The organism is Streptomyces sp. CBMA291, assembly GCF_014596525.1.
Lineage (GTDB): Bacteria > Actinomycetota > Actinomycetes > Streptomycetales > Streptomycetaceae > Streptomyces.
This window is the reverse complement of record NZ_MSJP01000083.1, coordinates 219,450-239,178: the sequence shown is the minus strand read 5'-3', so window position 1 is coordinate 239,178 and position 19,729 is coordinate 219,450. Positions and strand designations below refer to the sequence as shown.

The window sequence follows — 19,729 nt, the reverse complement described above, 5'->3', positions numbered from 1 at the left end:
GGACGGCCAAGCTGCCCGCCGCCGGGGGAGGCGTCCCCGGCCGGGAGACGACCCGGACGTTCCCCACCCTGGCCGCCGAGGGCCGGGCGCCCGGCACGGCCTTCCCGCCCCCGGCCGCCGAAGGCGAGACGTCCGGTGCCCGCCCGGTCCGGCCCTTCCCCACGCTCGCCGCCGAGGGGCGGACATCCGGCACGGCCTTCCCGCCCCTGGCCGCCGAGGGCCAGACGTTCGGCGCCCGCCCGGTCCGGCCCTTCCCCACCCTCGCCGCCGAGGGCGCGGCCTCCCCCACCCGCCCCGTCCCGGCCGCCGCCCCCGCCCGCCCCCGTTCCGGCGCCGCCGGGCTCGGCCGTGCGCTGCTCGGTGGTGCGCGCCGCAACCTCGCCGCCGTCGGCGCGGGCGCCCTCCTCGTCGCCGTCCTCGGCACCGTCGTGACCCTCGGCGCGACCTCCGGCAACGGCGACCCCGCCCCCGACCGGGTCACCACCGACGCCACGGCGACCGAGGGCGTCCCCGACGACGCCGACGACGGCGCCGACACCGACGAGCCCCCGGTCCGGGGCGAGGCGGGCCCCGCCGACGAGACCGGCGAGGCCACCCGTTCCGACTCCCCGAGCCCCTCCGGCTCCGGAACCGCCTCCCCGACCGCCTCCCCGACCGACCCGGCCGGCACGGCGGGCGCGGTCGTGCCGAGCCGCCCCGGCGACTCCGTCACCTCCTCGTCCTCGGACCTCCCGACGACGACCACACCCCCCGGGACGAGCACCGCCCCGCCCACCTCCCCCCGCCCGACGAGCAGCTCCCCGGGCCCGAAGCCCTCGGAGAACACGGGTTCGCCGACGGAGACCACCACCGCGCCGACGACGCCCTCCAGCACGGCGCCGGAGCCCAGCGACAGCGCCTCCGAGGAGAACAGCCCCAGCAACTCCGCCTCCTCGTCACTCGACGGCCCGTCCGCCCCGGACGCCCCCGCCGCGACCGCCTGACGGAAAGAGCGACGGCCCCGGGCGCACATCGCGCCCGGGGCCGTCCCCGTCGTACTCCTGCCGGCTCGTGAGAGCCGCCCTCACCGGCTCAGAAGAGCCGCAGCTTGTCGTCCTCGATGCCGCGCAGCGCGTCGTAGTCCAGGACCGTGCAGCCGATGCCCCGGTCGGTGGCGAGCACCCGTGCCTGCGGCTTGATCTCCTGCGCCGCGAACACGCCCCTCACCGGAGCCAGGTGCGGATCGCGGTTGAGCAGCTCCAGATAGCGGGTGAGCTGCTCGACGCCGTCGATCTCGCCGCGCCGCTTGATCTCCACCGCGACCGTGGCGCCGTCGGCGTCCCGGCACAGGATGTCCACCGGGCCGATCGCGGTCGGGTACTCGCGGCGGATCAGCGTGTATCCCTCGCCGAGGGTCTCGATCCGGTCCGCGAGCAGCTCCTGGAGGTGCGCCTCGACGCCGTCCTTGATGAGCCCCGGGTCCACGCCCAGCTCGTGCGAGGAGTCGTGGAGGATCTCCTCCATCGTGATGATCAGTTTCTCGCCCGCTTTGTTGATCACGGTCCAGATGCCCGCCTCGCCGTCGACGCCCTCCTTGAGGGTGCACGGCGGGGACATCCAGTTGAGCGGTTTGTACGCCCGGTCGTCCGCGTGGATGGAGACGCTGCCGTCTGCCTTGACGAGGATCAGACGGGGAGCGGAGGGCAGGTGGGCCGTGAGCCGGCCCGCGTAGTCCACGGAGCAACGGGCGATGACGAGACGCATGGTCCGCAACGCTACAAGACGGGCGCTCTTCCGCGCGATTCGGGCACCGGACGGAGGGCGTCCGACAGTGCTCCTGAGCCGAACACCCGTCGGTTATCAGCCGCTTGTGTTCGCCATCTTCTGGTGCCACCCGGACTGCGCGCTTACCGTGGAAGCTGGAGGTCGTCGTCCGTGCACGCTGCGTGGCGGACAGCCCGGCCTTCGCCCTGCCCGCAAGGCCCCGCCAGCGGGGTCGCGAGAGGAGAACCCATGTCGCTCGACGTCTCACCGGCCCTGTTGGAACAGGCCGAGCGAGGCGAGGTCGACGAAGCAGACTTCGTCGACTGCGTCCGGACCTCCCTGCCCTACGCATGGGAGATGATCAGTTCTCTGGTGGCCCGGCTGGAGGTCGACGGCGGACAGTTCGCCGACAACCAGACGCCGCCGCCGAATGAGCAGGCACGTGGTCAGCTGCTGCGCGCGCTCGCGAGCGACGCCATCCGCGGCGCGCTCCAACGCCACTTCGGGGTGCGTCTCGCCTTCCAGAACTGCCACCGGGTGGCGGTCTTCCCGCTCGACCCCGCGGTGGACGAGCGCCTCGCCCGCTTCACCTCCGTACGGGGACAGCTGCTCAACCAGTCGCCGGAACTGCGCGACTGCTGAGCACCGACCCGGGACCACCGCTCCCCTCGCGTGAGCACCGCCCCGGGCCACCGCTCCCCATCAGGTAAGTACCGACACGGTGCCACCGCTCCCTCGCGGGAGTGCCGACACGGTGCCGCCGCTCCCCGTCGCGGGAGGCGCGGCCGAAGCGCGGTCACGCGCCTCGCCGCGGGAGATGCCGGAGCGGCGGCACGGTCGGCCCGTCAGGGTCCGGTCCCGGCCATCCCGTACGGGCCCCCAGCCATCCCGTAGGGGCCACGGTCACCCCGTAAGGGGCAGCGTCACCCCGTCAGGGTCACGGCCATCCTTTAGGGGGGCCACGGTACGGAGCCCGAGGCCGTCGGCCGGGTCAGACGAGGAGTGGCAGGACCTCCGCGCCGAGGCGCCGTACGTTCTCTTCGGTCGCCGCGAGATCGCCCGAGCCCTCGGCGAGCAGGGCGAAGCGGGTGATCCCGGTGCGCTCCGAGGTCGCCGCGAGCCGGTCCGCCGCCAGCCGGGGCGGCCCCACCGGATGCAGCCCGCACAGCAGCTCCGTGTACGCCACCGGGTCCCGCATCACCCGGTGCCGCCCGTCGACCGTCACATGCGCGTCGAGGCCCTGCCGCAGCCAGCCCGGCATCGCCTTCACCAGGGCCTCCGCCGCGTCCGCCCCCCGGTCCGCGAGCTGCGCGACCCCCGCCGACACATGCCGGGACCCGATCCGCGCGGTCTCGTCGGGGTCCCGCCCCGCCTCCCGCGCGCAGCGCTCCCACGCGGCGACCATGTCGGCCTTCTCCTCGTCGCCGCAGTGCATCCCGAGCAGCATCGGCAGCCCGCGCTCGGCGGCCAGACGGACGCTTCCGGGCGAGGTGCAGGCGACGACCACCTCCGGCGCGGGCGGGCCGCCGATCAGCTCGTCCGGGCGGGGGACCACCGGGACCTCGCGGAAGGAGAACCGCTCTCCCGCCGCGCCCACCCGGGGCTCGTCCAGCCAGCGCAGCAGCAGATCGAGGGCCTCGGGGAAGCCCCGTTCGTAGGCGTCGAGACCGCTGCCGAAGACCTCCAGGTCCACCCAGGGACCGCCGCGGCCCACCCCGAGGGTGAACCGGCCGCCGGAGACGACGTGCAGCAGCGCGGCCTGCTCGCCCAGGGCCACCGGGTGCACGGACGGCAGGACGCTGACCGCCGTGCCCACCCGCAGCCGCCGGGTCCGGCCGAGGAGCAGGGCGGCCAGGGTCACGGCCGAGGGACAGACCCCGTACGGTACGAAGTGGTGCTCGGCCAGCCAGACGGAGTCGAGGCCCGCCTCCTCGGCGACCTCGGCGGTCCGCACCGCCCGGTGCAAGGCCTCCCCCTGGCCCTGGCCCGGGAACTGGGCGGCCAGAACGAACGTACCCACGCGCATCGCCTTCTGCCTCCTTGCGACCGACCCGTCTCCCCCCGCGTACCGGCATCAACGCCTGACACGTGCCAAAGGCAACGGCCGTTCGTGAAGTTCTTGCGATTTTCGGCTAAGCCCCCTTGGGCGGGCCGGGGGCCGGGGTCGCGGCCCGTACGCTGGGGGGAACGGTCCGTGTTCCCGACCCCGTGAGGTGCCCGTGTCCCCGCGCCACAACCGTTCCCGAGGCGGCGAGAAGCCCCAGCCGCAGGGCGATCAGGGCGACCGGTACGGCGGCGTCCAGCGCACCGAGAGCTGGCAGGGCGAGGAGTGGTACGTCCGTCTCGTCGCCGGGGCCAGCGCACCGGGCAAGCGCTACCGCTGCCCCGGCTGCGACCAGGAGATCCCGTCCGGCGCCCCGCACGTGGTGGCCTGGCCCGAGTACGGGGGAGTGGACGACCGGCGGCACTGGCACAAGGCCTGCTGGAACGCGAAGGACCGCCGCACCAGCCGGGTGCAGCGGTCCCGCAACGCGCCGAGGCACTGAGGCCCCGCGTCTACACGTCCCTGCTGTTCAGCGCCGCGTAGGCCCCGGCGAGCACCACCGCGGTGACCCCCGCGAGGATGCCGAGCGAGTCCCAGCCGGCGGGACCGCTCTCGCCGAGCGGCGGCTCCGCCGCGTACAGCGCGATCATCTGCGAGGGGATCGAGTAGGTGAAGATCCAGTCCTGGAGCGTCCGCAGCGCCTCGGAGAACATGAACAGGGCCACCACCAGCGGAAGCAGCAGCAGTCCGATCATCACCGTGATCGCACCGGCCGAGTGCCGGATCAGCGTGCCGAGCGCCAGCGACAGCAGCCCGAGCAGGGCCAGATAGGCGCCCGCGCCGACCGTCGACCGCAGCCACTCGGCCGCCGTCGGGGCCGCCGCCTCGTCCACGATCGCGACCTGCGCCGCCCCCACCAGGGCGGCGACCACCGTGGTCACCGAGAAGACCAGCAGGAAGAAGACGAGCGCCTTCGCCGTGAGCACCCGCGCCCGGCTCGGGCACGCCGTCAGGGTCGTACGGATCATGCCGGTGCCGTACTCGGACGCCACGGTCAGCACCCCCAGCGTGATCACACAGATCGACGCGGGCAGCATCCCGAAGAAACCGAAGGTCAGCGCCGACTCCTCGCCCATCGGCGAGTGGGATCCGGCGGCGATCGCGGCCACCCCCAGACCGATGCCGACCATCAGCAGGATCATCACGCCGAGCGTCCACAGCGTCGACCGCACCGAACGGATCTTCGTCCACTCGGAGGCGAGGGCGTCGCCGAGGGTCGCCCGGCGGACCGGGATGGGGGAGACGTAGGAGTACGGCGCCGGAGCGTGCTGCGGGGCGGTCATCGGACGTCCTTGGTGGTGTCGCCGGGCTGCGGGGCGGAGGCGTACGGGTTCTGTCCGGGCGGCGGCGGGGCGTACCAGCCCTGCTGCGGCACCTCGGGCGCGATCGGCTCCTGCGGGGCTCCGTACCCCGGCCGGCCCTGCGGGACCGGCGGCTGGAGGTGCGCGAGCCGGTCGTCGGTGGAGCGGTAGTCCACGGCGCCCTGCGTCAGGCGCATGTACGCCTCCTCAAGGGACGCCTGGTGCGGGGACAGCTCCCACAGGCGTACGTCCGCGCCGTGCGCCAGATCGCTGATCCTCGGCAGCGGGAGGCCGGTCACCCGCAGCGCGCCGTCCGGCTCGGAGAGCACCTGCCCGCCGGCCCCGGTCAGGGCCGCCGTCAGCTTCTCCCGCTCGGCCGGATCGGTCCCGGGGACGCGCACCCGGGCGAAGTCGGCGGAGTTCGCCGAGATGAAGTCCGTGACGCTCATGTCCGCGAGCAGCTGCCCCCGGCCGATCACGATCAGATGGTCGGCGGTGAGTGCCATCTCGCTCATGAGGTGGCTGGAGACGAAGACCGTGCGCCCCTCGGAGGCCAGCTTCTTCATCAGATTGCGGACCCAGAGGATGCCCTCCGGGTCCAGGCCGTTGACCGGCTCGTCGAAGAGCAGCACCTGCGGGTCGCCCAGGAGCGCCGCCGCGATGCCGAGCCGCTGGCCCATGCCGAGGGAGAAGCCCTTGGAGCGCTGCTTGGCCACGTCCTGGAGGCCGACGACCCCGAGGACCTCGTCGACGCGCTGGGCCGGGATGCCGGCGAGCTGCGCGAGCGAGAGCAGATGGCTGCGCGCGCTCCGTCCGCCGTGCACGGCCTTGGCGTCGAGGAGGGCGCCGACCTGGCGGGGCGCGTTCGGCAGCTGCCGGAAGGGGTGGCCGCCGATCGTGACCTGGCCGGAGGTGGGCCGGTCGAGCCCGAGGATCATGCGCATGGTCGTCGACTTGCCGGAGCCGTTGGGTCCCAGGAAGCCGGTGACGACACCGGGCCGCACCTGGAAGGAAAGGTTGTGCACGGCCGTCTTCGCGCCATAGCGCTTCGTCAGGCCGAATGCCTCGATCATTACTCCAGCCCCATCGGAAGGTCGGTCGCACTCCGTGTCGGGGCGTGGTGGCCGGCGGCCGGGAGCCCCCCGTATGAGCTAGGAGCTTATCCAGCGGTTGACGGTTCCAGCGAAGTGGAGACGGCCTCCGGGAACTGTTCCGGGAAACATCCGGGCGCTCGACCGGGAGGCGTCAGGGAGACCTGGGGGAAGAACTCGGGGGTGAATCCGGGGAGCGTCAGGGTTCTCCCCCAGGGGGCCGGAGCCGCCTGGGGGAGTGTCCTGTTCCGGAGGGCCGGGTTCCGGAGGGTCAGGCGTCGCGGTTGCGCAGCACCAGGTAGCCGCCGACGAGCGAGGCGATCACCCAGAGCACCATGATCCCGAGCCCGCCCCACGGGCCGTAGGAGGCGTCCGTCGCGCCCATCCCGTCCGGGACCACCCGCATGATCTTCGAGCCCGCCTGGTCCGGGAAGTACAGGGCGACCTCCTTGGCCTTCGGCACCACCGAGAGGATCCCCGAGACCAGCAGGAGGAACGGGATCAGGATGCCCATCGAGAGGATCGACGACCGCAGCATGGCGGTCACGCCCATCGAGAACAGCGCGATCAGGCCCAGGTAGAGCCCGGCGCCGACCACCGCGCGCAGCACGTGCTCGTCGCCGATCGACGCCCGGTGCTCGCCGAGCAGTGCCTGCCCGAGGAAGAAGGAGAGGAAGCTGGTCAGCAGACCCACCAGGAGCGCGAGCACGCCCGCGACCGCCACCTTCGAGAAGAGGAAGGTCCCGCGCCGGGGCACCGCCGCGAGGGAGGTGCGGATCATGCCGGAGGAGTACTCGGTCCCCACCACCAGGACGCCGAAGACCACCATCGCCAGCTGTCCCAGGGTCATCCCGGAGAAACTGATCAGGGTCGGGTCGAAGATGACCTGGTCGCCCTCGGACATCTGGTCGAAGGTCGAGCCGACGAGGGCGGAGAGCCCCGCGCCCACCGCCACGGTGACGGCGAAGGCGCTCGTCAGCGTCCAGACGGTCGAAGGGACCGTCCGGATCTTGGTCCACTCGGACTTCAGGACCGCGGAAGCCGCTGCCATGGTTCAGGCCCCCTTGGAGGTCGTGCCCCACTGGGGGCCGGGCGCCGGGGCGCCGTGTACGTCGGTGCCGCTCGCGTGGTACTCCACCGCGCCGGCCGTCATCTGCATGAACGCTTCTTCGAGGGAGGCGCGCTGGGAACTCAGCTCGTGCAGCACCAGGCTGTTCGCCGCCGCCAGCTCGCCCAGTTCCTCGGCGGTCGCCCCGTCCACCTCAAGGGTGCCGTTGCCCGCCTCGACCGCGACGAAGCCGCCGGTGTGCAGCACATCCCGCAGCCGCTCCTGCTGCGGCGAACGCAGCCGTACGAAACTCCGCGAATTCTGCTGGATGAAATCCGCCATCGACGTGTCGGCCAGCAGCTTTCCCTGCCCGATGACGATCAGATGATCGGCGGTCAACGCCATTTCGCTCATCAGATGACTGGAAACGAAGATCGTCCGGCCCTCGGCGGCGAGCGCCTTCATCAGATTCCGGATCCAGTGAATTCCCTCGGGGTCCAGACCATTGACGGGCTCGTCGAACATCAGGATCCGGGGATCGCCGAGCAGCGCCGACGCGATGCCGAGCCGCTGCCCCATGCCGAGGGAGAACCCCTTCGACTTCTTCCTGGCGACCGCCGTCAGACCCACCAGGTCGAGCACCTCGCCCACCCGGCGTTCGGGAATTCCGTTCGACTGCGCCAGACACAGCAGATTGTTGTACGCGGTCCGCCCGCCGTTCATCGCCTTGGCGTCAAGCAGCGCACCGATGTACGTCAGCGGGTCCGCCAGCTCCCGGTAGTGCTTGCCGTCGATCCGGACCGACCCACTGGTCGGGTTGTCCAGACCCAGCATCATCCGCATGGTCGTCGACTTGCCCGCCCCGTTCGGCCCGAGAAAGCCGGTCACCACACCAGGACGCACCTGGAAGGAGAGTTGGTCGACCGCTGTTTTCGCCCCATAGCGCTTGGTCAGGCCCTCAAGCTCGATCATGTGTCCAACCTACGGGCGCGCCAAACCCCCCGCCAACCGAATGGCGGGGGGTCCGGCACAACGCTATGGACTTGTTACCCCGGTATGGACCTGCCGTCCCGGGCCGGTTCAGCGGGTCTGCTGAACCGGGACGCCCGACGAACGCTCGTCGTCCAGCGGGGAACCGGCCGCCGCCACCGCGGCGCCCGTCAACGTCGCCAGCATCTCACGCACGTTCGTGAGCTGCGCGTTGATCGAGTCACGGCGGTTGGTCAGCGCCGCCAGCTCACGCTCCGACTCGCTGCGGATGCGGTCGGCCTTCGCGTTCGCGTCCGCCACGATGTCCTCGGCCTGACGCTGGGCCGTCTCCACCGTCTGACGGGCCCGGCGCTCCGCGTCCGTACGCAGCTTCTCGGCCTCAAGGCGCAGCTGCTCGGCACGGTGCTCGATCTCCGCGAGCCGCTTCTCCGCCTTCGCCTGACGCGTCGCCAGGTCCCGCTCCGACTGCTCGCGGCGCTTCGCCAGGTTGGTCTCGAAGTCCGCGGCGGCCTGGGCGGCCTTGGCGCGGGTCTCCTCGAAGAGGGCGTCCGCCTCCTCGCGCTTCGACTGCGCGTCCTTCTGCGCCTCGGCGCGCAGCGTGTTCGCCTCGCCCTGCGCCTTCTCGACGATCCGGACGCCCTCGTCCTCGGCCTTCGCCTTGCGGTCCGCCGCGAACGACTCCGCGTCGCCGCGCACCTGCTGGGCGGCCGAGTCGGCCAGCTCGCGGTGCTGCTCGGCGGCGCGACGGGCCTCCTCACGCAGGTCCTTCGCCTCCTCCTCGGCCAGCCGGAGGATCTTCTCGACCCGGGCGCCGAGCCCCGCGTACGACGGCTCGGCGTCGGTGACCTGGGCCTGCGCGTTCTGCGTTTCGAGGTGCAGTTCCTCGATCCGCTTCTCCAGGGAGGTGATACGGGACAGGGCGCTGTCGCGGTCGGAAACGAGCTTGGTAATGCGGTCGTCCACCTGACCGCGGTCGTAACCGCGCCGCACGAGCTCGAAGCCGAAGGGGGAGGATGTGTCGCTCATGGGTTTCCTGTCGAATGAGACCGGTGAGGTGTTAGAGGGAATCCTAGGGGCCTAAGCGGCGTGTCAACGAGCGTATGTCTGTTTGATCTGGAGAATGTCCAGCCTTTTGGGTGTCCGGCCGTCGATCCGACTGGTCGTCAAGTCGTCCGCCCGCCAAGTCGATCAGCGGGCAAGCCGTCCGGCCGTCTATCCGTCGGGGTGCTTGCCACCCGATCGGGTGGAGCCCGCCGACGCGCCGGCCTTGGCGCCCGCCGGACCGCCGGACTTGGCCGCCGCGGGTGGCGTCTCGAAGGACTCAAGGGCCTCCAGGACGTCCTGCACACGGGAGATCTCGGCGTTGATGTCCTTGCGTCGCCGCACCAGTACCTCCAGTTCACGCTGTCCCTCCGAGACGGTCGACTCCGCCTCGGAGCGGGCCTCGGCCAGGATCCGCTCGGCCTCCGCCTTGAACGCCTCGCCCTCGGCGACGAGTGACGCCTTCTTCTGCTCGGCCTCCTTGAGGAGCCCGTCGGCCTTCCGCACGGCCGCGATCCGGACCTTGCTCGCCTCCGAACTCGCCGTGGAGGCCATCTCCTTGGCCTTCTCCTCCGCCTCGGCGCGCTGCTCGGTCGCCGCCTTCACCAGCTTGTCGACCCGCTCGCCCGCCGTCTTCATCTGCTCGGCGTTCTCCCGGCGGGCCCGCTCGTGCAGCTCCTCGATCTCGCCCTCGATCCGGGTGCGCAGCTCCTCGGCCCGGTCCCTTATGGCGGTCGCGTCTCCACGCGCCCCCACCAGCAGCTCGTCGGCGTCCGTACGGGCCTTCTCCACCAGGGAGTTGCCCTCGACGGTCGCCGAGGCCACGATCCGCTCGGCCTCCTTGCGGGCGACCCCGACCATCGTGTCCGCCTGCGTCTCGGCCTCGGCGGTGGCGCGCAGCGCCTCCTCCTGTGCCTTGGCCACCAGCTGATCCGCCTGCTCGGCCGCGTCCGAACGCTTCCGGGCAGCGGCCTCCCGCGCCTCGTCGAGCGTCCGGTCCGCCTCCTCGCGGGCCTCGGAACGCATCCGCTCGGACGCCTCCTCGGCGTCCGCCCGCAGCGACTCCGCCTCGGTCCGCAGCCGATCGGCCTCCTGCCGGGCGGAACCCACGGTGGACTCCGCCTCCGCACGGGCGTCCGCCGTGACCGAGTCGGCGAGTTCGCCCGCCTCCCGGGTGATCCGCTCGGACTCGGAGTTCGCCTCGGCGACCAGCGCGTCCGCCTGCTCGGCCGCGTCGGCGCGCCGCTTGTCGGCGGCCTTGCGGGCCTCGTCGAGGACCTGTTCGCCGTCGGCGAGGGCGGCGGTCCGCAGGGCCTGCGCGTGCGCCTCGCCGTCGATCTTGACCTGTTCGGCTTCGGAGCGCAGGCGCCGGGCGTCCTGCTCGGTGCTCTCCATCAGCTCGACGGCCTCGGCCGTGAGCCGCTCGGCCGCGGAGTTCGCCTCGGTCGTGAGCCGCTCGGCCGCGGCGGCGGCCTCGGTGGTGATCCGCTCCGCCTCGGAGTTCGCCTCCGCGACCAGCGCGTCCGCCTGCTCGGCCGCGTCGGCGCGCCGCTTGTCGGCGGCCTTGCGGGCCTCGTCGAGGACCTGCTCGCCGTCGGCGACCGCGGCCGCCCGCAGGGCCTCCGCGTGCGCCTCGCCGTCGGCCTTGACCTGTTCGGCTTCGGAGCGCAGGCGCCGGGCGTCCTGCTCGGTGCTCTCCATCAGCTCGACGGCCTCGGTCGTGAGCCGCTCGGCCTCGGCGGTGGCCTCGGCGACCAGCGCGTCCGCCTGCTCGGCCGCGTCGGCGCGCCGCTTGTCGGCCGCCTTGCGGGCCTCGTCGAGGACCTGCTCCGCCTCGGCGCCGATCCGCTCCGCCTCCGCGCGGGCCTCGCCCACGACGTTCTCGGCGCGCGCGGCGGCCTCGGAGCGGATGCGGTTGGCGTCCTGCCGGGCGTCCGCCCGCGTCCGCGCCGCGTCCTGCTCCGCCGAGGCGAGCGAGTCCGTCACCTCGGTCCGTACCCGCTGCGCGTACTCGGCGGTGTCCGAGCGCAGCTTCTCCGCCTCGGCGATGGCGTCCGTGACGGTCCGCTCGGCCAGCGCCTTCGCGGCCTCCGACTCCTCCTGGGCGCGGTCCCGGGTCCGGGAGGCGTCCTCGGCGGCCCGCTCCCGCTCCTCGTGCGCGTCGGCGCGGACCCGGTCCGCCTCCTCCTGCGCCTCGGTCCGCGTCCGCTCGGCCGCGTGCTCGGCCGCGCTGCGCAGCCCGGCGATCTCCTCCTCGGCCTGCTCGCGCAGTCCGGCCACCGAGTCCCGTACCTCCTGGGCGGTGGTCTCGGCGGCGGCGACCATCTCGGTCGCCCGCGCGTCGGCCTCCTCGACCAGGCGCTGGGCCTCGGTCTGGGCGTCCTCGACCCGCTTGCGGGCGGCGGCGAGCAGTTCCTCGGACTGTTCGCGGGCGTGCTCGCGCTCCCGGTCGGCCTCGGCGCGGGCCGAGGTCAGGGTCTCCTCGGCCGCCCGGCGGCGCCTGGCGGCCTCCTCCTGGGCGGCGGCGAGCGCCTCGGCGGCCTCGGCCTCGACCCGCTCGGCGGCGGCGGCGGCCTCGGACCTGACCCGGTCCGCGGTCTCCTGCGCCTCCGTGCGCAGCCGCTCGGCCTCCTCGGCGGCCTCGGCACGCAGCCGTACGGACGCGGTCTCGGCTTCCGTACGGGTGGTCGAGGCGTCCTCGGCGGCCTCGGTGCGCAGCCGCTCGGCCTCCTGTCCGGCCTGCTCCTGGAGGGTGCGGACGCGCTCGGCGGCCTCGGTGCGCAGCCGCTCGGTCTCCTCGGCGGCCTCGCGCCGCATCAGCTCGCCCTCGGTGCGGGCGTCGGCCAGCTCGTCGGCGGCGGAGGCGACCTTCGCCTCGGCGTCGGCGTGCAGCCGGGCCAGCTCCTCGGCGGCCTCGGCGCGGCGGGTCTCGGCGGCCCTCTCGGCGTCGGCGCGAAGACCGGCGGCGGCCTTGTCGGCCTCCTCCTTGACCGTCCCGGCCTGCTCCTCGGCCTCCGAGCGCAGCCGCTCGGCCTCGGCGCGGGTGCGCTCCAGGGTCTCCTCGGCCTGGGTGCGCAGGGTCCGGGCCCGCTCGACGGCCTCGGACTTGACCCGGTCGCTCTCGGCGCCCGCCTTGGTCCGCAGCTCGTCGGCGTCGGTACGGGCGGTGGTGAGGAGTTCCTCGGCGGTGCCGGCGGCCTCCTCGATCTGCTGGACGGCCTCGCGGCGGGCCTCGCCCCGGATGCGCTCGCCCTCGGCGATGGCCTCGGCGCGCAGCTGTTCGGCCTCGCCGCGGAGCCTGCGGGCCTCCTCCTGGAGCTCGACCGTCTTGGCCCGGTACTCCTTGGTGTCGTCCTTGGCGGAGCCGAGCAGTTCGTCGGCCTGCTCCTCGGCGCGGGCGCGCAGCCGGTCGCTCTCGGCCTCGGACTCGCGGCGGAGGCGGTCGGCTTCCTCGGCGGCCTTGCGGGTGGTCTCGCGGGCGTCGTCGGAGGCCTTGGTGAGGATCTCCTCGGCGCTGCGGGCGGCCTTGGCGAGGGCGGCGGCGGAGTCCTCGGCGGCGGCGGTGCGGGCCTTCTCGGCGGTCTCCGTGAGGAGCTTCTCCGCCTCGGCGGTCGCCTCGCGCAGCTTCTCCTCGGCCTCGGTCTTGAGGGCTTCGGTGTCCTTGGTGGCCTCGCCGACGAGCCGGGCGATCTCGGCCTTGGCGGTCCGGGTGCGCTGTTCGTTGACGGAGTCGGCGGCGGCGAGCTGCCTGGCAGCGGCTTCCTTGGCCTCGGCGAGGGACTTCTCGGCCTCGGCGCGGGCGGTCCGCAGCTTCTCGTCGGCCTCCTGGATGCGCTGTTCGGCGGCGCGGGAGAGTTCGGTGGCCTGGCGGCGGGCCTGGTCGCTCTCGGCGGCGGTGGTCGAGCGGAGCTGCTCGGCGTGGCTGGTGGCCTCCTGGGCCTGGTTCGAGGCGGCGGTCATGAGCCGCTCGGCGTCCTTGCGGGCGCGCAGCAGAATCGCTTCCGCCTCGGCGCGGGCCGCCTCGGCCTCGGCGCCCGCCCGGCGGCCGGCCTCCTCGGCGAGCCGGGTGGCCTCGGTGCGGGCTCCGGCCAGGGACTGCTCGGCCTCGGCGCGGGCCTCGTCCATGAGGCGGCGGGCCTGGGTCTCGGTGCGGGCGCGGAGCTGCTCGGCCCAGGCGACGTTCTCGTTGACGTGCGCCTCGACGGTCTGGCGGCGCTCGTTGAGTTCCTGGTCGAGCTGCTGGCGGCGCTGGACGGCCTCGGTGTGCAGCTCGGCCTGGAGCCTGGCCTGGTGTTCGGCGTGCTCCTGGAGGATGCGCTGGGTCTGGGCACGGGCCTCGCGCAGCTCGCGCTCGGCGTCCTGGCGCAGCTGTTCGGCCTGCGCCTGGGCGTTCCGCAGCATCTGCTCGGTCTGGTAGCCGATGTCGGCGCTGTCGTACGCGGGCCTGGACGCGATGGTGCGGCGCGCCTCGTGGAGTTTGGCGCGCAAGACCTCGACCTGGTAGCCGAGGTCCTCGGCGTGCTGGACGGCCTTCTCCCGCTCGGTCTTCAGCCGGTCCATCTCGGCTTCGAACCTGGCGAGATGGTCGTCTTCAGCTCGGTGGCTCTCCTGGCGTTCGTAGCCCCGCACTGCGCGGTCCCATCCTTCCCCGAAGCTCTTCGAGCAGGGGAGACCCCAACCCTGTTCGCAACTCCTGTGAGCGCGGTCCTCTCGGCCGAGGACGCACCCCCGGGGAATCGTGACAGATCGGACGTCCCCGACATCCCGACTTCGATGCCGTGCGAGCGGCCCCGACCGGCCCCGGCCCGGAGCCGCCCACTCTACCGGGCCAGGAATCCGGTGGTCAGTGCTCGGCTGAGGAGTGGTCAGCGGACGGCTCGGCCGAGGTGACGAGTTCGGTGAGGACTCCGTGGCAGTCCTTGGGGTGGAGGAAGGTGATCCTGGACCCCATGGAACCCCGCCGGGGCTCGTCGTAGAGGACCCGGACGCCCTTGCCGCGCAGGGCCTCGGCCTCGCCGTCGACGTCCTCGGTGCCGAAGGCGATGTGATGCACGCCCTCGCCGTTCTTCGCGAGCCACTTGCCCACGGCGGAGTCCTCCCGGGTCGGTTCCAGGAGCTGGAGGTAGGAGGCGCCGCCGTCGGAGGTCCCGTTGATCCTCAGCATGGCCTCGCGGACGCCCTGCTCCTCGTTGACCTCGGAGTGGTGGACCTCGAAACCGTAGGTGGCACGGTAGAACTCGACGGTCTTGTCCAGGTCGAAACAGGCGATCCCGATGTGGTCGATACGCGTCAGCATGGTTCCAGTGCAGCGCCGCGGGAGTGGTTACGCAACGTGCGCGCCGTCACACCGGCTGCCCGGTGACCGGGTGCGGCGGCCCTCAGTACATTGAGGTAAACCCTCGTTCACTTCTCACCCCTAGGGGCCGTGCCATATGTCTGGAACGACCGGTACCACCTCAGTGATCGTCGCGGGCGCCCGTACGCCCATGGGGCGTCTCCTCGGCTCGCTCGCCTCCTTCTCGGGCGCGGACCTCGGCGGCTTCGCGATCAAGGCCGCCCTCGACCGGGCCGGCATCGGCGGCGACCAGGTGCAGTACGTGATCATGGGGCAGGTGCTCCAGGCGGGCGCCGGGCAGATTCCCGCCCGGCAGGCGGCCGTCAAGGCGGGCATCCCGATGAGCGTCCCCGCCCTCACGGTCAACAAGGTGTGTCTCTCGGGTCTCGACGCCATCGCCCTGGCCGATCAGCTGATCCGCGCGGGTGAGTTCGACATCGTGGTGGCCGGTGGCCAGGAGTCCATGACGAACGCCCCGCACCTGCTGCCGAAGTCCCGCGCGGGCTTCAAGTACGGCGCGATCGAGATGCTCGACTCCATGGCGTACGACGGCCTCACCGACTCCTTCGAGGGCATCGCCATGGGCGAGTCCACCGAGAAGCACAACACCCGGCTCGGCATCGGGCGCCGGGAGCAGGACGAGATCGGCGCGCTGTCGCACCAGCGGGCCGCCGCCGCCCAGAAGAACGGCGTCTTCGAGGCGGAGATCACCCCGGTGGAGATCCCGCAGCGCAAGGGCGACCCGGTCCTCCTCGCCCAGGACGAGGGCATCCGCGCGGAGACCACCGCCGAGTCCCTCGGCAAGCTCCGTCCGGCCTTCGCCAAGGACGGCACCATCACCGCGGGCACCTCCTCGCCGATCTCCGACGGCGCCGCCGCCGTGGTCGTGATGAGCAAGGCCAAGGCGGAGGAGCTGGGCCTTGAGTGGATCGCCGAGATCGGCGCCCACGGCAATGTGGCGGGGCCGGACAACTCGCTCCAGTCGCAGCCGTCCCGTGCGATCGAGCACGCCCTGTCGAAGGAGGGCCTGACCGTCGGGGACCTCGATCTGATCGAGATCAACGAGGCCTTCGCCGCCGTCTCCTTCCAGTCAATGAAGGACCTCGGCGTTACCCCCGACAAGGTGAACGTCAACGGTGGCGCCATCGCCCTCGGCCACCCCATCGGCATGTCCGGCGCCCGTCTGGTGCTGCATCTGGCCCTGGAGCTGAAGCGTCGCGGCGGCGGTGTCGGCGCGGCGGCCCTGTGCGGCGGCGGCGGTCAGGGCGACGCGCTGATCATCCGCGTGGCCGGCAAGTAACCAGCGAACCGAGGAGCAGCGCAGATGGTGGATGTCCCCGAACTCGTCGCGCGGGCACGCGAGGGCAGGCCGCGGGCCGTGGCCCGGCTCATCTCCCTGGTGGAGGGGGCGTCCCCGCAGCTGCGCGAGGTGATGGCGGCGCTGGCCCCGCTGACCGGCGGCGCGTACGTGGTGGGTCTGACGGGCTCGCCCGGGGTCGGCAAGTCGACGTCGACGTCGGCGCTGGTCTCCGCGTACCGCCGGGCGGGGAAGCGGGTCGGCGTGCTCGCCGTCGACCCGTCGTCGCCGTTCAGCGGGGGAGCCCTGCTCGGCGACCGGGTCCGGATGTCGGAGCACGCCTCCGACCCGGGCGTCTACATCCGGTCGATGGCGACCCGGGGGCATCTGGGCGGGCTCGCCTGGGCGGCTCCGCAGGCCATCCGCGTCCTGGACGCGGCCGGCTGCGAGGTGATCCTGGTGGAGACGGTCGGGGTCGGGCAGTCGGAGGTGGAGATCGCCTCCCAGGCCGACACCTCCGTCGTCCTCCTCGCGCCGGGCATGGGCGACGGCATCCAGGCCGCGAAGGCGGGCATCCTGGAGATCGGCGACGTGTACGTGGTGAACAAGGCCGACCGGGACGGCGCGGACGCCACCGCGCGCGAGCTGAACCACATGCTGGGGCTCGGCGAGGCGCGGGCGCCCGGCGACTGGCGGCCGCCGATCGTCAAGACGGTGGCGGCGCGCGGCGAAGGCGTCGACGAGGTCGTGGAGGCGCTGGAGAAGCACCGCGCGTGGATGGAGGAGCACGGGGTGCTCGCGGAGCGCCGCCGGGCCCGTGCGGCGCACGAGCTGGAGACCATCGCGGTCACGGCCCTGCGCGAGCGGATCGGCGATCTGAGCGGCGACCGGCGCCTCGACGCGCTGGCCGAGCGGATCGTGGCGGGCGAACTCGACCCGTACGCGGCCTCGGACGAACTGGTCGCGAGTCTGACGAGCGCCTAGCCCCGGGCCGCCCGGAGCGCGTGAAGGGCCTCCCCGGTCGTCCGGGGAGGCCCTTCACGTCGTAAAGGCGCGGGCTACGGCTTGCCGCGTCGGCCGCGCAGCTGCTCCGCCACGGGCTTGAGCGAGGTGTGCAGCTCGCTCAGCGCCTCGGTGCCGATCTGGTCGATGAAGTGCTTGCGCACCGACTCGACGTGGTGCGGGGCGACCTTGTGCATGGTCTCCATGCCCGCGTCGGTGAGGACGGCGTAGAGCCCGCGCCGGTCGGACTCGCAGTTCTCGCGCCGGACGAGTCCGGCGTTCTCCATCCGCGTGATCTGGTGCGAGAGCCGGCTCTTCGACTGGAGGGTGGCGGCGGCCAGATCGCTCATGCGCAGGCGCCGCTCCTCGGACTCCGAGAGGTTCACGAGGATCTCGTAGTCGTTCATCGTCAGGCCGAAGGGCTGGAGGTCCCGCTCCAGCTGGTACGTCAGCATCCTCTGGACATCCAGGAAGGTGCGCCACGCACACTGCTCGGCGTCGGTGAGCCACGGGGTGGCGGTCTCGGTCTCCATGTGTGGATTCTACCTAAGAAGTTGAATTCTTGACGAAACTGAGGAGCGTCCGTGTGCGGGCGTCACACTCCGCAGAGTACCGCTCACAGCCCGAAGCGACGTTGGAGGTCTCCCAGCTGGCCGGGAAGGCGCGGTGTGGAACCGGGCGCGCTCTGGCCGGAATGCGACCCCTGGCCTCCCGGAACGCCCGGTTGGTCCGGCGGTGCGCCGATCGAACGCTCCGCCATCAGCAGCTCCGTCGACTGGAGCAGCACCGTGCCCGCCCCCATGAACTCGAACTGGTGCTCCTCTCCCGAGCTTCCGCCGATGCCGGTCATCGCCCGGACGCCGCCGAGGACGCCCGTCAGATAGCCGTGGTCGTAATGGTGGCAGGGCGAAGGACAGTCCGCCCACCCCACGAGCGCCTGGGGGTCCACCCGCAGCGGCGGCTCCATGAAGACCACCGGCCCGTTCGACGCCGCCACGAACTTCCCCGTGCCGAGGAGCGTCACGAACCCCGGCACGATCGACTGCTTCAGCGCCAGCGTCGGCTGGTACGCGAGCAGATTGCCCGACCGGATCGTCAGATTGCCCTCGTCCAGGTCGTACGAGTTCACGTCGAACGCCCGGTCCGCGAGCAGCATCTTCCCGCTGCCCTCGGCCACCACCCAGTCGCTCGCGTGCAGCGGCGAGTGGAACGCCGTCCGCACCAGCCGGTCGAGCCGCCCGTGCCCAATGCCCTGGAACTCGATCCGCCCGTAGTAGGCGATCATCTTGCCCCTCTGGAGGAACCAGGGCGCGCCCTTCAGCTCCACGCAGAAGGTGTACGCGTTCACGTTGTCGTCCGTCGGCAGGGTCGTCGGATCGAAGATCACCGGGCCGTTCACAGCTTCTCCTCCGACGCCTGTACGTAGACCGCGCCGCTGCCGCTCAGCTCCAGCTGGAAGGCCTCGCCGGAGCCGCGCCCCACCATGTCGCGCCAGCCCAGCGCGGTGGACAGCTTGTTCCGTACGTCCCCGTGGTGGGCCACGTACGCCTGGGGGTCGACATGGACCGGGCGGCCCGGCGCGATCGGCAGTTCGATCACCCCGCCGTGCGCCATCACCGCCACCGAGCCGTGCCCCTTCAGGGTGGTGGTGAAGAGGCCCTGGCCGGTGACCTGGCCCCGGACCAGGCCCATGACCCCGCCCTGCGAGCCCATGAACATCGTGCCCTGCTCCAGGGTGCCGTCGAAGGCCAGCAGCCGGTCGGCCTCCACGTGGAGGGTGTCGCCGGACAGTTCGATCACCTGGACGTGGTGGCCGCCGTGTCCGAACATCACCGTGCCGTCGCCCTCGACGCTCATCAGCGGGGTGGACTCACCGGCCACCCGGCGGCCGATCATCGACATCACCCCGCCCTGGCCGCCGGTCAGGTTCGGCGTGAAAGCGACGTCCCCGCGGTACGCGAGCATCGCGCCACGCTGGCTGAACAGCCGTTGGCCCGGTCGTACCGTCGCCTCGATCATCTTGGAGTTGACCTCGCGGAACGGCATCAGAGTTCGCCCCCGATCGTGTTCCGCTCGCTCGGCTGTACGTACACGAGGCCGGTCCCCTCGAAGCGGATCTGGAAGGCCTCGCCGCCGCCCTCGCCGATCAGGGTGCGGAACGTCACCCCGGCCTGGAGGTGGCGCTGAAGATCGCCCTGGTGCGCGAGATACGCCCCCGGGTCCACCTGGAGCGGATACTGCGGGGTCACCCGCAGCACGACCGCCGGGCCGTCGGACAGGAGTGCCGCCTGCCCCGTGCCCTCCACGGTCGTGGTGAACAGGCCGTTCCCGCCGGCCCCGCCGCGCAGCCCGGTGAAGGTGGTGCCGGTGCGCAGCCCCGCGTCCGTACAGAGCAGATTGCTCGCCTCCACCCAGAGTTTCTCGCCGTGCAGCGAGACCAGGCTGATCTCGGCGGCCCGGTCGGCGAACCAGCAGGTCCCCTCGCCGCGCACCTCCATCACCTCCATCTGCTCGCCGGTGAGTCTGCGGGTCACCATGCCCCGCAGCCCCTCGCCGCCGCCGGTCGTCTTCTTGAACGTCATCCGGCCGTCGTACGCGACCATGGAGCCGTTTTTGGCCTTGACGGAGTCGCCGGTCATCGAGACCGCGAGGATCCTGCTGCCCTGGAGTCGGAAGGTCGCCACGCGCAGAAGGTACTGGGGACCCGGCTAAAGGAACAGCAAAGTCGCCGTGCACAATGGACGGGCCCTTGTGCATCCGTTCACAAGATCGCGTTC

At 72.4% G+C, this 19,729-nt stretch carries 17 protein-coding genes and 1 pseudogene; 5 read left to right on the top strand and 13 right to left on the bottom strand.

The window, feature by feature from the left end:
* Positions 1 to 983: pseudogene (locus BU197_RS20640) on the top strand (ATP-binding protein); the annotation flags it as partial.
* 88 nt (positions 984 to 1,071) lie between these two features.
* On the opposite strand, the gene nucS reads toward BU197_RS20640, so the two are convergent.
* Positions 1,072 to 1,743, bottom strand: coding sequence for an endonuclease NucS (nucS, locus tag BU197_RS20635; RefSeq protein WP_188269761.1), 672 nt, complete (start codon positions 1,741 to 1,743; stop codon positions 1,072 to 1,074).
* A gap of 249 nt (positions 1,744 to 1,992) precedes the next feature.
* On the opposite strand from nucS, the gene BU197_RS20630 reads away from it, so the two are divergent.
* Positions 1,993 to 2,385 carry an SCO5389 family protein gene (locus BU197_RS20630; RefSeq protein WP_188269760.1) on the top strand — a complete coding sequence of 131 codons (393 nt, stop codon included), beginning with the start codon at positions 1,993 to 1,995 and terminating at the stop codon, positions 2,383 to 2,385.
* A 349-nt stretch (positions 2,386 to 2,734) separates the two neighbouring features.
* Here the strand turns inward: BU197_RS20630 and BU197_RS20625 are convergent, their stop codons facing one another.
* A complete protein-coding gene (locus BU197_RS20625) occupies positions 2,735 to 3,769 on the bottom strand; it encodes an LLM class flavin-dependent oxidoreductase (RefSeq protein WP_188269759.1) in 1,035 nt (344 codons plus the stop codon).
* Between the two features lie 193 nt (positions 3,770 to 3,962).
* Between BU197_RS20625 and BU197_RS20620 the strand changes: the two genes are divergently transcribed.
* A complete protein-coding gene (locus BU197_RS20620) occupies positions 3,963 to 4,289 on the top strand; it encodes an ATP/GTP-binding protein (RefSeq protein WP_188269758.1) in 327 nt (108 codons plus the stop codon).
* 10 nt (positions 4,290 to 4,299) lie between these two features.
* On the opposite strand, the gene BU197_RS20615 is transcribed toward BU197_RS20620, so the two are convergent.
* The 7 genes from BU197_RS20615 to mce all read right to left on the bottom strand — a co-directional run bounded on the left by BU197_RS20615 (position 4,300) and on the right by mce (position 14,614).
* Complete coding sequence (locus BU197_RS20615) at positions 4,300 to 5,130, bottom strand: ABC transporter permease (protein WP_188269757.1); 831 nt, start codon at positions 5,128 to 5,130, stop codon at positions 4,300 to 4,302.
* A complete protein-coding gene (locus tag BU197_RS20610; RefSeq protein WP_188269756.1) occupies positions 5,127 to 6,221 on the bottom strand; it encodes an ABC transporter ATP-binding protein in 1,095 nt (364 codons plus the stop codon). Before BU197_RS20610 ends, BU197_RS20615 begins: the two co-directional genes overlap by 4 nt.
* A 289-nt stretch (positions 6,222 to 6,510) precedes the next feature.
* Positions 6,511 to 7,290, bottom strand: coding sequence for an ABC transporter permease (locus BU197_RS20605; RefSeq protein ID WP_188269755.1), 780 nt, complete (start codon positions 7,288 to 7,290; stop codon positions 6,511 to 6,513).
* Positions 7,291 to 7,293: 3 nt separating this feature from the next.
* Entirely contained in the window at positions 7,294 to 8,259 is a 966-nt protein-coding gene (locus BU197_RS20600; RefSeq protein WP_188269754.1) for an ABC transporter ATP-binding protein, read from the bottom strand.
* A 108-nt stretch (positions 8,260 to 8,367) separates the two neighbouring features.
* Positions 8,368 to 9,303 (bottom strand): cellulose-binding protein, encoded by a 936-nt coding sequence (locus BU197_RS20595; protein WP_188269753.1) that lies wholly within the window; start codon positions 9,301 to 9,303, stop codon positions 8,368 to 8,370.
* A 186-nt stretch (positions 9,304 to 9,489) separates the two neighbouring features.
* Positions 9,490 to 13,947, bottom strand: coding sequence for a polarized growth protein Scy (gene scy / locus BU197_RS20590; RefSeq protein ID WP_188269752.1), 4,458 nt, complete (start codon positions 13,945 to 13,947; stop codon positions 9,490 to 9,492).
* Positions 13,948 to 14,161: 214 nt separating this feature from the next.
* Entirely contained in the window at positions 14,162 to 14,614 is a 453-nt protein-coding gene (gene mce / locus BU197_RS20585; protein ID WP_188269751.1) for a methylmalonyl-CoA epimerase, read from the bottom strand.
* Between the two features lie 136 nt (positions 14,615 to 14,750).
* Here mce and BU197_RS20580 point away from each other — a divergent pair, with 136 nt between their 5' ends.
* Entirely contained in the window at positions 14,751 to 15,953 is a 1,203-nt protein-coding gene (locus BU197_RS20580; protein WP_188269750.1) for an acetyl-CoA C-acetyltransferase, read from the top strand.
* Between the two features lie 24 nt (positions 15,954 to 15,977).
* Positions 15,978 to 16,934, top strand: a complete 957-nt coding sequence (meaB, locus tag BU197_RS20575; protein ID WP_188269749.1) for a methylmalonyl Co-A mutase-associated GTPase MeaB — start codon at positions 15,978 to 15,980, stop codon at positions 16,932 to 16,934.
* Between the two features lie 74 nt (positions 16,935 to 17,008).
* On the opposite strand, the gene BU197_RS20570 is transcribed toward meaB, so the two are convergent.
* The 4 genes from BU197_RS20570 to BU197_RS20555 all read right to left on the bottom strand — a co-directional run bounded on the left by BU197_RS20570 (position 17,009) and on the right by BU197_RS20555 (position 19,636).
* Positions 17,009 to 17,485, bottom strand: a complete 477-nt coding sequence (locus tag BU197_RS20570; RefSeq protein ID WP_188269748.1) for a MarR family winged helix-turn-helix transcriptional regulator — start codon at positions 17,483 to 17,485, stop codon at positions 17,009 to 17,011.
* Positions 17,486 to 17,568: 83 nt separating this feature from the next.
* Entirely contained in the window at positions 17,569 to 18,351 is a 783-nt protein-coding gene (locus BU197_RS20565; RefSeq protein ID WP_188269747.1) for an AIM24 family protein, read from the bottom strand.
* On the bottom strand, positions 18,348 to 18,998 hold the full coding sequence (locus BU197_RS20560) for an AIM24 family protein (protein ID WP_188269746.1): 651 nt from the start codon (positions 18,996 to 18,998) through the stop codon (positions 18,348 to 18,350). The genes BU197_RS20565 and BU197_RS20560 overlap by 4 nt, the downstream gene beginning before the upstream one ends.
* Complete coding sequence (locus BU197_RS20555) at positions 18,998 to 19,636, bottom strand: AIM24 family protein (protein WP_188269745.1); 639 nt, start codon at positions 19,634 to 19,636, stop codon at positions 18,998 to 19,000. Before BU197_RS20555 ends, BU197_RS20560 begins: the two co-directional genes overlap by 1 nt.
* Between the last annotated feature and the right edge of the window lie 93 nt (positions 19,637 to 19,729).